Genomic DNA, 11,699 nt, shown 5'->3' on the forward strand with positions numbered 1-11,699 from the left:
ACGTCACGGCGATCGCGGCGAACGCGGCGGCCGCCGTGCCGGACACCGCCGTACGGGACGGGCCCGTACGCGTATCCGCCCCGGTGAGGACCGGGGCGAGGGAGGGGTTCACGAGGATGAACGAGACGATGGTGTGCGCGGTGGGGAACGTGGCGACGCAGCCGGTGTACCGGGAGCTGCCGACGGGCGCGTCGGCACGGTTCCGGCTGGCGGTGACCTCGCGCTACTGGGACCGCGAGAAGAGCACCTGGACCGACGGGCACACCAACTTCTTCACGGTGTGGGCCGGCCGCCAGCTGGCGACGAACGCGGCGGCCTCCCTGAACGTGGGCGACCCGGTGATCGTGCAGGGCCGGCTGAAGGTGCGCACCGAGACGCGCGACGGGCAGAACAGCTGGACGTCGGCCGACATCGACGCCGTGGCGATCGGCCACGACCTGGCGCGGGGCACCTCGGCCTTCCGCCGCACGGGCCGCACCGAGCCGGCGGCCGGCCCGCCGCGCCCCGAACCCGCGTGGGAGACCCCGGCCGGGGACGCCACCGGGCCGGGGACGCGGGGACGAGGCGAGCCGCTGGCGGCGACCGCGGTGACGTGATGTCAGGGAGCGTCCCCCTCTGGGCGGACAGCGGCTTATCGGCGTGTCCGCCCCATGGATCCAGGTGGATTTGTCGACAGGTCAGGCTCGCGGACGATCTTGGGGATAACGATTCCGATTCGGATCGCCGTCCGGTGAGCTGACCGGGAAGGCGCGGCGCGTCGCGTCCTTAGGATGCCGGACGTGGCTCTTGAGGCTTCTGATTCTGCTGGTGGGACCGTGCCCCCCGCATCAACGGGTCCTGCTCGGAGGGGAATTACGTGATGTCTTCGCTCTGCGCGCCGTTCACGCGCGGCCGAGGCGCGGTCCGCCTCGCCGCCGGGACGCTGGTGTCCGGACTCGTCGCCGCCGCCGTCGTCGCCACCGCGGGCACGGCCGTCGCCGAGGAGACGGCGCGGAGCCGGAGCGGAGCGACGGCCACCATCGGCGGCCTGAAGACGTACGGCGCCGCCGTGCTCCACGACGACGGCGGGGACCAGGAGGTCTCGGCGGGCCTGTTCGAGATGTCCGTCGACGGCGGCGGCACCCTGCAGACCTACTGCGTCGACCTGTACACCCCCACCCAGAAGGACGCCCAGTACCACGAGACGCCCTGGAGCGGCACCTCCCTGGGCCTCAACAAGGACGCGCGCAGGATCCACTGGATCCTCCAGAACTCCTATCCGCAGGTGAACAACCTCGCCGCGCTCGCGAAGAAGGCCGGCATCGCCGGCGGCCTCACCGAGCAGGACGCGGCCGCCGGCACCCAGGTGGCGATCTGGCGCTACTCCGACGGCGCGGACGTCGCCGCCGTCGACCCGCAGGCGGAGCAGCTCGCCGACTACCTCCAGAAGACCGCCCGTGCCGTGGCCGAGCCCAGGGCCTCACTCGCCCTCGAGGGCGCGGCGGTCGCGGGCCACCAGGGAGAACTGCTCGGCCCGGTGACGGTCCGCACCGACGCGAGCGCGGTCACGGTCGCGCCCCCGCCGGACGCCGCCATCAGCGGGGTGCGGATCGTCGGCAAGGACGGCAAGGCCGTCACGTCCGCGACGGACGGCACCCAGCTGTTCTTCGACGTGCCGGCCGAAGCCCCCGCCGGCTCGGCCGAACTGACCGTCCAGGCCTCGACCACCGTCCCCGTCGGCCGCGCCTTCACCTCCGACAGCCACAGCCAGACGCAGATCCTGGCCGGCTCCAGCGAGTCCACCGTGTCGGCCACGGCGACCGCGACCTGGGCCGAGCAGGGGGCGATACCCGCCCTGTCCGCGGCGAAGAACTGCGCCCGCAACGGCGTGGACATCACCGCGGCCAACCACGGTGACGAGGTCTTCACCTTCGACCTGCTGGGCACCCGGCACAGCATCCCGGCCGGCGCCTCCCGAACCGTGACGATCCCCCTCCAGGAAGACCAGGCCTACGACTTCACGATCACCGACCCCCAGGGCGCCGGCACCCGCTTCAGCGGCGTCCTCGACTGCGCCACCCAGGCCAACGAGACCGGCCTCACCACCCAGACCCTCTCCGAACCGAGCCCCGCCACGGTCGGCGGCACCGCCCCCACCGACACCAACCTCGCCGCGACGGGCGGCTCCCACGCCACCCCCCTGATCGCCGGCACGGCGATCGGCCTCGTGGTGATCGGCGGAGCGGTGCTGCTGCTGGTGAGCCGCAAGGAGAACGGGGCGCAGGGGTAGGACGGCCCCGGTCACCGGTCCGACGGGGCCGAGCCGAGGGGCACCGCCGGGCCGCGCCCCGCCGGCCCGGGACCACCGTCGGTCGTCCGGCGGTGACCGGACGTCACGTTCGAGCACGGCCGTCCACGCCGAAGCCCCGGCTCGGCGGGCATCGGCCGGACGGGGAGCGGCCGAGGGGCGGCGAACTCCTGAAGCGGCGGATCGTCCGCGGGCCGCGCGAGGCCGCCCGGCGGCGGCCGGCGGTGACGGTCGCCTCAGCCGCCGTCACCAGTGAACCCCCAGGTCAGAGGCGTCCGGCCGGACGGGTTTCCCCCAAGGGGTAGCCGTCCGGCAAGATGGGGTGTATCTGCCCACTGCCAGATTTCAAGCTGCCGGACGGTTTCTCTTGGCTGAGTTCATTTACACCATGCGCAAGGCGCGCAAAGCGCACGGCGACAAGGTGATCCTCGACGACGTCACCCTGAGCTTCCTGCCGGGGGCGAAGATCGGTGTCGTCGGTCCGAACGGTGCCGGTAAGTCGACCGTTCTCAAGATCATGGCGGGGCTGGAGCAGCCGTCGAACGGTGACGCCTTCCTCACTCCCGGTTACACCGTGGGCATCCTGCTCCAGGAGCCCCCGCTGAGCGAGGACAAGACGGTCCTGGAGAACGTCCAGGAGGGCGTCGCCGAGATCAAGGGCAAGCTCGACCGGTTCAACGAGATCGCCGAGCAGATGGCGACCGAGTACACCGACGAGCTCATGGACGAGATGGGCAAGCTGCAGGAGCAGCTCGACCACGCCAACGCCTGGGACCTCGACGCCCAGCTGGAGCAGGCCATGGACGCCCTGGGCTGCCCGCCCGGCGACTGGCCGGTCGCCAACCTCTCCGGTGGTGAGAGGCGCCGCGTCGCGCTGTGCAAGCTGCTGCTCGAGGCGCCCGACCTGCTGCTCCTCGACGAGCCCACCAACCACCTCGACGCCGAGTCGGTGAACTGGCTGGAGCAGCACCTCGCCAAGTACGAGGGCACCGTCGTGGCCGTCACCCACGACCGGTACTTCCTGGACAACGTCGCCGGGTGGATCTGCGAGGTCGACCGCGGCCGGCTGCACGGCTACGAGGGCAACTACTCCAAGTACCTCGAGACCAAGGCCACCCGCCTCAAGGTCGAGGGCCAGAAGGACGCCAAGCGGCAGAAGCGCCTCAAGGAAGAGCTCGAGTGGGTGCGGTCCAACGCCAAGGGGCGTCAGGCCAAGTCCAAGGCCCGCCTCGCCCGCTACGAGGAGATGGCCGCCGAGGCCGACAAGATGCGGAAGCTGGACTTCGAGGAGATCCAGATCCCGCCGGGCCCGCGCCTGGGCAACGTCGTCGTCGAGGTCAGCAACCTCAGCAAGGCCTTCGGGGAGAAGGTCCTCATCGACGACCTCAGCTTCACGCTGCCGCGCAACGGCATCGTCGGCGTCATCGGCCCGAACGGCGCCGGCAAGACGACCCTGTTCAAGATGATCCAGGGCATCGAGACCCCGGACTCCGGCGACATCAAGGTCGGCGAGACCGTCAAGATCTCGTACGTCGACCAGAGCCGCGAGAACATCGACCCGAAGAAGACCCTGTGGGCGGTCGTCTCCGACGAGCTCGACTACATCAACGTCGGGCAGGTCGAGATGCCCTCCCGGGCGTACGTCTCCGCCTTCGGCTTCAAGGGTCCCGACCAGCAGAAGCCGGCCGGCGTCCTCTCCGGCGGCGAGCGCAACCGCCTCAACCTCGCGCTCACCCTGAAGCAGGGCGGCAACCTGCTGCTCCTCGACGAGCCGACCAACGACCTCGACGTCGAGACCCTCTCCAGCCTGGAGAACGCGCTGCTGGAGTTCCCCGGCTGCGCCGTCGTCGTCTCCCACGACCGGTGGTTCCTGGACCGGGTGGCCACGCACATCCTCGCCTACGAGGGTGACTCCAAGTGGTTCTGGTTCGAGGGCAACTTCGAGTCGTACGAGAAGAACAAGATCGAGCGGCTCGGGCCGGACGCCGCCCGTCCGCACCGCGCCACCTACAAGAAGCTGACCCGGGGCTGATCGGTCTTGCGGCACATCTACCGCTGCCCACTGCGCTGGGCGGACATGGACGCGTACGGACACGTCAACAACGTCGTCTTCCTCCGCTACCTGGAGGAAGCCCGTATCGACTTCCTGTTCCGCCCGGAGAAGGACTTCCAGCAGGGGTCCGTGGTGGCACGCCACGAGATCGACTACAAGCGGCAGCTCGTCCACCGGCACACGCCCGTGGACGTCGAGCTGTGGGTCACCGAGGTACGGGCCGCGTCCTTCACCCTCGCCTACGAGGTGAAGGACGGCGACCACGTCTACGTCCGCGCGTCGACGGTGATCGTGCCGTTCGACTTCGCGGCGCAGCGGCCCCGTCGGATCACCGACGAGGAGCGCGCGTTCCTCGAGGAGTACCGGGACGACGACAAGGAGGCCGTCGCCGCATGACGGTGCTCCACCTCGCCGACGAGAGAGAGGCGGCGGACCTCGCGGCCTTCCTCGCGCGGCTGCTCCACTACGACCGGTCGGCGGCGGTCCGGCTCCAGGCGGCCGGCACCGCGCTGGCCGTCTTCGGGCGGCCGCCGTCCTTCGAGGTCCTGGCGGTCCGCGCGGTACGGCTGGCCAAGCCCTACGAGGACGGGCTCGACGTCATGCTCGACGTGACCGTGTCCGCCGGCGAACTGCTGGAGACCGTGGACGAGACGGCCGCCACGGCCGCCGTGCCCGCCGCGGTGACCGGGCCGCCGTGGGCCGGGGTGCTGCCGCCGCGCGGCGGCTGGCGGCCCGAGGCGGGACTGCCCGGGCCGGACGCGCTGCGCGCGATGGTCGGCGCGGCGGTCGCCGAGTTCCGGCGCCGTACGCAGGAGCTGGCGCCCGAGCTGCGCACGCGCACCGAGCTCGACCGGATCGGGCGGGAGATCTGGTCCCGCACGGTCGGGGAGACCGGACTGCCCGTACGGGCCGTGCACGCGGCCCAGTCCCTGGGCTTCCTGCGCCCCGCCGGGGCCGCGTCCGAGGGCGCCGGGCTGTTCTCCTCGGGGGCGTGGCTGCGGCTGCGCACGCCGTACGGGTCGATCGTCGTGCGGCGGGCGGGACACGCCACGGGCCTGGGCCTCAGCGTGCGCTGAGGGCCCCGCGGCCGGGACGCCGGGGGCGCCCCCGCGCCGGGAGCGCTCCCGTGACCGGGGCCGGGGCCGTCAGTCCGGGGTGTTCACCATCGAGGCCGCCGCGTACGTCAGGTAGTTCCACAGCGTCTGCTCGTGTTCCTCGGACAGGCCGAGCTCGTCCACCGCGTCCCGCATGTGCTTCAGCCAGGCGTCGTGCGCCGCCCGGTCCACGACGAAGGGCGCGTGCCGCATCCGCAGCCGGGGGTGGCCGCGCCGCTCGCTGTACGTCGTCGGGCCGCCCCAGTACTGGATGAGGAAGAGCACCATGCGCTCCTCCGCCGGGCCCAGGTCCTCCTCCGGGTACATGGGCCGCAGGACGGGGTCCTCGGCGACCCCCTGGTAGAAACGGTGGACCAGCCGGCGGAAGGTGTCCTCCCCGCCGACCTGCTCGTAGAAGGTCTGCTCCTGAAGCGTGCCGCGCCGAATCTCTTTCACGTTCCCCATGCTCTCAGACGCGGAGACCGAGGACTGCGGGCTTAGGACCTCCGGCACTCGCCTCCGGCCGTGCGCGGCAGCACAGTGGAGGCATGGGCACGCACGCGCCGGACCGGGACGGCGGGGACCTCGCGGAACTCGCCGCCTCGGCACGGGCGGCGCTGGTGCGGGAGATCGAGGCGAGCGGGGCCTTCACCGCCGATCCGGCGTGGAAGGATGCCTTCGCCGCCGTCCCCCGCCACCTCTTCGTGCCGTACTACTACGTGAGCGGGCCCGGCGGCTACGAGCGGCGCTGGGGGGAGAGCCCCGATCCGCGCGTCCGGGAGCGCTGGGTGACCGGCGCGTACGAGGACGTCCCGCTGGCGACCCGGCTGCGCGACGGCGAACTGCTCTCCTCCAGCAGCCAGCCCTCGCTGATGGCCCTGATGCTGGCCGAGCTGCGGGTGGCGGAGGGGGACCGGGTGCTGGAGATCGGCGCCGGATCCGGGTACAACGCGGCGCTGCTGTCGTACCGGCTCGGGGACGGGCACGTCACCACCGTGGACCTCGACCCGGAGATCACGGAGTCGGCCCGGCGGCATCTCGCGGACGCCGGGTACCGCCCCGCCGTGGTCACCGGGGACGGGGCGCGCGGGGTGCCGGAGCGAGCGCCCTTCGACCGGATCGTCGCGACCTGCCGGCTGGCGTCGGTCCCGCGCGCCTGGCTCGCCCAGTGCCGCCCCGGAGGCCGCGTCCTGACGCCGTTGGCCACCGGGCTGGCCGCGCTGACGGTCCGGGACGCCGGGCGCGCGGAGGGGCCCTTCCTGCACACCCCGGCCTACTTCGTGCCGTTGCGCGGCGCGGACCGGCCCGAGCCGGGACCGGTGGCGTTCGGCGGAGTGCCCCAGCGGGCCAGGGGGAACGACCTGTTCCGGTTCCTGCTGGCCCTGACCCGGGGCGCCCTCGACCCGCAGGAGGCGTACGCGCTGTGGGAACGCGAGGGCCGGCCCGGACGGGAGCGGTACGGCGTCACCGTCGGCGGCGAGCACGCCTGGGCGTGGCTCGACGAGCCGGAGGGGCCGTACGCCTGGCCCCTCCCGTGACGCCCGTGCCGTCGGCGGTGACCTCGCTCAGCCGCGCCGGATGGTGATCGTCGTCCAGGCGCCGACGTGGACCCGGTCGCCGTCCTGCAGCGGTACCGGCACGAAGGGCTGAATCGGTTCCTCGGAGCCGTTGACCGTCGTGCCGTTCGTCGAGTTCTGGTCGACGACCGCCCAGGTGCCGTCCGGCTGCTGCACCAGCACCGCGTGCTGGTGCGAGACGCCCGGGTCCTCCGGCGGCACCGACAGGTCGATGTCCGGGGTCTCGCCGGTGGAGTGGCGCCGGCGGCCGATGGTGAGCTGGTTGCCGGTGAGCGTGCGCTGCTGCTCCGGCGAGTACGCGGGCAGGTTCAGGCCCGCGGCCTCGGGGCCGGAGCGCTGCATCATCGCCATGAAGTACTCGCGGTCCGGCCCTATGGTCACCGTCCAGGTCGCCGGCTGCTGCGGGAACGCCGGACCGGGCGGGGGCGGCGCCTGCGTGGCACCCGGCTGCGGGTAGTCGTAACCCCCGCCCCGGACGCCACCGGGACCGCCGGGGCCACCGGGCGCACCCGGTCCCCCGGGCGCGGAGTGGGACGGCGGGGAGATCACCCAGTCGTCGTCACCGCCGAAGCCCCCGCCGGCGGGACCGCCCGGCTGCGGCGGGCGGCCGGTCCCCTGCGGGAAGCCGGGCGGGGCCGGCGGACCGGACGGCTGGAAGGCCTGCGGAGCGCCCGGAGTCGTCGCGCCGGGAGCGCCGGGCGGCGGGGCCGGCCGCGAGGGGTCGCCGAAGCCGCCGGGACCACCCGGGCCGCCGGGGCCGCCGGGGCCCGAGGGGCCGGCGCCGGGCGGGCCGGGAGGACGGCCGCCGGGGCCGGAGGGCTCGCGTCCGAAGGCGCCACCGGGAGCGGGGGGCGGGCCGGACGGGTCACGCCGGAAGGGATCCGCGGACGGGCCGCGTCCGAAGGCGTCGCCGGGCGCGCCCGGCGGCTCGTGCCCGAAGGCGCCCGCGCCCGGACGGCCACCGGGACCGCCCGGCCCCGACGGACCGCCGGCGGGGCCGGCCGGACCCGACGGGTCGTGCCCGAACGGCTGCTGCGCACCGCCCGGCCCGGAGGGCCGCGACGGCTCACCGCCGAACGGCGGGCCCGGCGGGATCGGCTCGGCGGGCCGGTTCACCTGGGACGGACGGGAGCTCTGGTACTCGAAGGAGTCGCTGCCGCCGAACGACGGCGGCGGCTGGAACCGCCCGCCCGGACCCGCGCCGGGACCCCCGGGGACACCGCCGGGACCCCCGGGAACACCGGGTCCCGCGCCCGCCGGCGGGCGCGGGGCGGCCGGGGTGTACGAGGTCGCCGTGTTGGTGAGGAAGTTCCACCGGCACTCCTCGCAGAACGGCGCGCCCCCCTCGCGGGGCGTACGGCACTGCGGGCACAGCTCGGGCTCGGCGTTCGGCGCCGCGGACGGGTGACGGCCGTCGGGACGGCCTCCGGCGCCGGGCGGGGGCGGAGGGAAGCCGTACCCCCCGCCGGCCGGCGGGGGCGGCGGGGGAGGGGGCGGTGGTACGGCACCGGCCATGCGGTGACCGCAGACCTCGCACCAGTCGTCGGAACCCGACTGGTGTCCGTTCGGGCAGGTCGGCATGTCGGCGCGTCCCCCTTTCCTTCGGTGTCCTACCGGGGTCCTACTCGGTCCTGCTAGGTCACTTCTTTACACGAACAGTCTTTGTGGACCTGGTCTCGAGGGTCATCTCGTCGGCCTCGGCGACCTTCGTCTTCAGTCGCACAGTACCTGTCGTGGCATCGACCACGTCCACCACCTTCGCAAGCAGTTTCGCAGTATCCGCGTTCCCGGAGACACTGGCGAGCTGGACCGCCCTGCCCAGTTTGGCCGTCGCTCCGTCCATGTCGCCCGCTTTGCGGAGATCCAGCCCCTGTTGGATGACCCGGGCCAGTTCGGCCTGTCCGGTGTAGTGCGCGACCTGGGGGTTGATCGAGGTGGAGGCGGCCATGTCGTCGGTCCACACGGCCCGTACGAGTCCCTGGGCGCCGAGGTTGCGGACCGTCCCCGCCCCGCTCCCGGCCGCGCCGGGGCCGCCGCCGCCCGCGGGCTGCGGAACCACCAGCGAGACCCGGGCGGCCAGCATCTCCTGCCCGATGCCGGCGGCCGGGACCTCGACGCACACGTGGTAGTCGCGGGACTCGTCGCCCCAGGAACCGGTGGGGTAGTCGCCCGAGCGCGGACCGGACTCGGTGCGCCGGTCGGTCAGCTCCTCGACGGTCGGCGCGACCTGCTTGACGAACTTCACGGTGGTGCCCACCGGGGTCCACAGTCTGAGGGCGACGTCCGCGACCTCCTTGCCCATCGCCGTCTCCATCATCTGCGTGAAGTCGGCGGCGAGGCCCGCGGGGTCGGCGACGATGTCGGCGGTGCCGAGCAGGGCGGAGGCGATCCCTGTGACTTCTTTCACTTCCCAGTCGGTGCCCACGCCCCGCGCGTCGCAGGTGAACCGTCCGGCGCAGGAGTCCAGGGCGGCCTTGAGGTCCTGCGGCGCCTCGTGCTCGTTGCGGCCGTCGGTGAGCAGGATGCCGTGGCGGATGGCGACGTCGGCGGCGGACAGCAGCCGGTCCGCCAGCCGCAGCCAGGTGCCGATCGCGGTGCCGCCGCCCGCGCTGAGCCGGCGCAGCGCCTGCTTGGCCTGCTCCCGGGTGGTGGCGTCGGCGACCGCGAGGCGCCCGGCGCCCGGATAGACCTCCTTCGCCACGTGCGTGCCGCCGATCACCGCGAAGTGCACGCCGTCGCGCAGGGTGTCGATGGCGGCGGCGGTGGCGTCACGGGCGTTGCGCATCTTGGTCGGCGGGTAGTCCATCGAGCCCGAGCAGTCGACCATGATCGCGACGGCGGCGGAGGGGCCCCGGCCCGGCGTGTAGAGGTGCGGGGCCGTGACGGCGCTGCCGATCGTGCCGCCGCCGGTGGCGGTGACCGTCACGATCGCGTTGACCTCCCGGCCGCCCTCCGGCAGGTACTCGTTCTGGTAGACGTCCACCGAGAACTGCGGCACGTTCGACTTCGAGAAATTGGCCATGCCTACTCAAATCCCCCTCGGAAGCCCCACGACCGTGGGGCGATGACGGTGGGCGGACCGGTCCCCTCCGGTCCGCCGCTGCTTCCCCGTGTGCGAGACATGTGCGCGGTGCCGTGCGCGGTGCCGTACCGTGCGCGGCCTCAGACCGATCCTGCCCCCTGCGCGGGGGCGGGGAACGGCACGACCGCCACTGTTACGTTGTCGTGCCCGCCGCCGTCCAGGGCGTGACCGACGAGCACCCGGGCGCTGTGCAGGGGGCGCACGGCGGCGTCGAGGGGCAGCGCCCCGGCCATCTCCTCGGCCCCTTCCGCGTAGTTCCACAGGCCGTCGGTGCACACGACCACCACGCCGGCGCGGTCCGGCTTGAAGGTGGCGGTGTGCGGCTCCAGTTCGTAGGCGTCGGCGCCGAGCCAGCCGGTGATCGCGTGGGCGCGGTCGTCGGCGTAGGCCTCCGCCTCGCTCATCAGGCCCGCGGCGACCATCTGGGCGGCCCAGGAGTCGTCCTCGGTGAGCCGGGCCGGGGGCGAACTGCGGTCCGTCGGCACCCAGTAGGCGCGGCTGTCGCCGACCCAGCCGACGACCAGCAGGCCGGCGGTGACGACCGCGCCGACGAGGGTGCAGGCGGGGGCGTTCTGGTGCGGGGCGTGTTCGCGGGCCGTGGCCGGCTCCTCGGCGAGCGCGTTCACCGCGTGCGAGGCGGCGACGATCGCGTCGTGCATGGCCTGCTGCGGGTGCGTGCCCTGCGGCAGGGCCGTCAGCAGCGACCGGCTCGCCGCCCGGGACGCGGCGAGCGAGGCGTCGTCCGGGCGGGTCGCGGAGGACACGCCGTCGCAGACGATCGCCACGAGCGCGGGCGAGGCGTCGGGCAGCGCGGTGTGACCGATGCCGAAGGCGTCCTCGTTGCGGTGGTGGCGCAGGCCGCGGTCGCTGACGGCGGCGACGGGGCCCGACTCCTGCTCCATGTGGTCGCGTTCGCGCGGCTGGGCGTGTCCGCAGTTCTCGCAGTAGCCGTCGTCGTCGACCCGGCCCGCGCGGCACGCCACGCACACCTTGCCGGTCTCGGTCACCGCGGCGGCCTCGGCGGCCACCCGCGGGTCGGGCGCCTGCAGCGGGTACTCCTCGGGCTCCGCCGGCCGGTCGAACCGGACACCGGAGGCCGGGGCGCCGGGCGCGCCGGGGGGCGGGGGAGGAGTCGGAGCACCGGGCGGCACGGGGGTGCCGCCGCCCGGAGGCACGGACCCGCCGCCGGCGGACACGGAGTCGCCCGGCGGCACGTGCGCCGCCGCGGACGGGACGCCCGGCGAGACGGGCCCACCGCTCCCGCCGGCCCCCGGGGACGGGGTCCCGCCGGAGCCGGAGCCGAGCGCTGGAGCGGGCACGCCGCTCACGCCTGTGCCGGGGTACGGGGTTCCGCCGGAGCCGGAGCCGGGCGTGGGAGCGGGCGCGCCGCTCATGTCCGTGCCCGGGAACGGCGTCCCGCCGGCGCCCGAGGTCCACGCGGTCAGCCCCCGCAGCTCCGCGCCCGTCGGCGGTGCCCCGCCGGCCTGGGCGCCGGGCGCCGGCGCACCCGCCCCGCCCGAGCCGGGCAGGGACGCGCCGCCGGAGCCGGAACCCGGCACGGGCGCCGCGCCGAACGCGGCGCCCTGCGCGGGCGACCCGCCCGGCG

10 protein-coding genes are annotated in these 11,699 nt (G+C 74.2%); 6 read left to right on the forward strand and 4 right to left on the reverse strand.

Translation table 11 applies throughout. From position 1 onward, the window contains the following. Window positions 1–116: 116 nt before the first annotated feature. From ACH4F6_RS07795 to ACH4F6_RS07815, 5 genes are all read left to right on the forward strand, one after another. Window positions 117–596: a single-stranded DNA-binding protein gene (locus tag ACH4F6_RS07795; protein ID WP_397959011.1), complete on the forward strand. Its 480-nt coding sequence runs from the start codon at window positions 117–119 to the stop codon at window positions 594–596. A gap of 263 nt (window positions 597–859) precedes the next feature. Next, on the forward strand, window positions 860–2,269 hold the full coding sequence (locus ACH4F6_RS07800) for a TQXA domain-containing protein (protein ID WP_397959012.1): 1,410 nt from the start codon (window positions 860–862) through the stop codon (window positions 2,267–2,269). 385 nt (window positions 2,270–2,654) lie between these two features. After that, window positions 2,655–4,319, forward strand: a complete 1,665-nt coding sequence (ettA, locus tag ACH4F6_RS07805; RefSeq protein ID WP_397959013.1) for an energy-dependent translational throttle protein EttA — start codon at window positions 2,655–2,657, stop codon at window positions 4,317–4,319. 6 nt (window positions 4,320–4,325) lie between these two features. After that, window positions 4,326–4,736, forward strand: coding sequence for an acyl-CoA thioesterase (locus ACH4F6_RS07810; protein ID WP_397959014.1), 411 nt, complete (start codon window positions 4,326–4,328; stop codon window positions 4,734–4,736). Further along, window positions 4,733–5,416, forward strand: coding sequence for a hypothetical protein (locus ACH4F6_RS07815; RefSeq protein ID WP_397959016.1), 684 nt, complete (start codon window positions 4,733–4,735; stop codon window positions 5,414–5,416). Before ACH4F6_RS07810 ends, ACH4F6_RS07815 begins: the two co-directional genes overlap by 4 nt. A gap of 69 nt (window positions 5,417–5,485) precedes the next feature. Here ACH4F6_RS07815 and ACH4F6_RS07820 read toward each other — a convergent pair whose 3' ends face one another. After that, a complete protein-coding gene (locus tag ACH4F6_RS07820; protein WP_397959017.1) occupies window positions 5,486–5,899 on the reverse strand; it encodes a globin in 414 nt (137 codons plus the stop codon). 83 nt (window positions 5,900–5,982) lie between these two features. Between ACH4F6_RS07820 and ACH4F6_RS07825 the strand changes: the two genes are divergently transcribed. Next, entirely contained in the window at window positions 5,983–6,972 is a 990-nt protein-coding gene (locus tag ACH4F6_RS07825) for a methyltransferase domain-containing protein (protein ID WP_397959018.1), read from the forward strand. A 27-nt stretch (window positions 6,973–6,999) separates the two neighbouring features. On the opposite strand, the gene ACH4F6_RS07830 is transcribed toward ACH4F6_RS07825, so the two are convergent. The 3 genes from ACH4F6_RS07830 to ACH4F6_RS07840 form a co-directional block, all read right to left on the reverse strand. Beyond that, the gene (locus ACH4F6_RS07830) at window positions 7,000–8,592 is read right to left on the reverse strand and encodes an FHA domain-containing protein (protein ID WP_397959019.1); all 1,593 of its coding nucleotides are present in this window, start codon (window positions 8,590–8,592) and stop codon (window positions 7,000–7,002) included. Window positions 8,593–8,650: 58 nt separating this feature from the next. After that, the gene (locus ACH4F6_RS07835; RefSeq protein ID WP_397959020.1) at window positions 8,651–10,033 is read right to left on the reverse strand and encodes a VWA domain-containing protein; all 1,383 of its coding nucleotides are present in this window, start codon (window positions 10,031–10,033) and stop codon (window positions 8,651–8,653) included. Between the two features lie 140 nt (window positions 10,034–10,173). Further along, window positions 10,174–11,487 (reverse strand): PP2C family protein-serine/threonine phosphatase, encoded by a 1,314-nt coding sequence (locus ACH4F6_RS07840; RefSeq protein WP_397959331.1) that lies wholly within the window; start codon window positions 11,485–11,487, stop codon window positions 10,174–10,176. Between the last annotated feature and the right edge of the window lie 212 nt (window positions 11,488–11,699).

It is taken from the genome of Streptomyces sp. NPDC017936 (assembly GCF_044328485.1).
GTDB lineage: Bacteria > Actinomycetota > Actinomycetes > Streptomycetales > Streptomycetaceae > Streptomyces.

Bases quoted from the DNA above. Each gene is read 5' to 3' on its own strand.
- ACH4F6_RS07830 (WP_397959019.1), bottom strand. From the start codon at position 8,592: ATGCCGACCTGCCCGAACGGACACCAGTCGGGTTCCGACGACTGGTGC.
- ACH4F6_RS07820 (WP_397959017.1), bottom strand. From the start codon at position 5,899: ATGGGGAACGTGAAAGAGATTCGGCGCGGCACGCTTCAGGAGCAGACC.
- ACH4F6_RS07825 (WP_397959018.1), top strand. From the start codon at position 5,983: ATGGGCACGCACGCGCCGGACCGGGACGGCGGGGACCTCGCGGAACTC.
- ACH4F6_RS07835 (WP_397959020.1), bottom strand. From the start codon at position 10,033: ATGGCCAATTTCTCGAAGTCGAACGTGCCGCAGTTCTCGGTGGACGTC.
- ACH4F6_RS07795 (WP_397959011.1), top strand. From the start codon at position 117: ATGAACGAGACGATGGTGTGCGCGGTGGGGAACGTGGCGACGCAGCCG.
- ACH4F6_RS07840 (WP_397959331.1), bottom strand. From the start codon at position 11,487: ATGAGCGGCGCGCCCGCTCCCACGCCCGGCTCCGGCTCCGGCGGAACC.
- ACH4F6_RS07800 (WP_397959012.1), top strand. From the start codon at position 860: ATGTCTTCGCTCTGCGCGCCGTTCACGCGCGGCCGAGGCGCGGTCCGC.
- ACH4F6_RS07815 (WP_397959016.1), top strand. From the start codon at position 4,733: ATGACGGTGCTCCACCTCGCCGACGAGAGAGAGGCGGCGGACCTCGCG.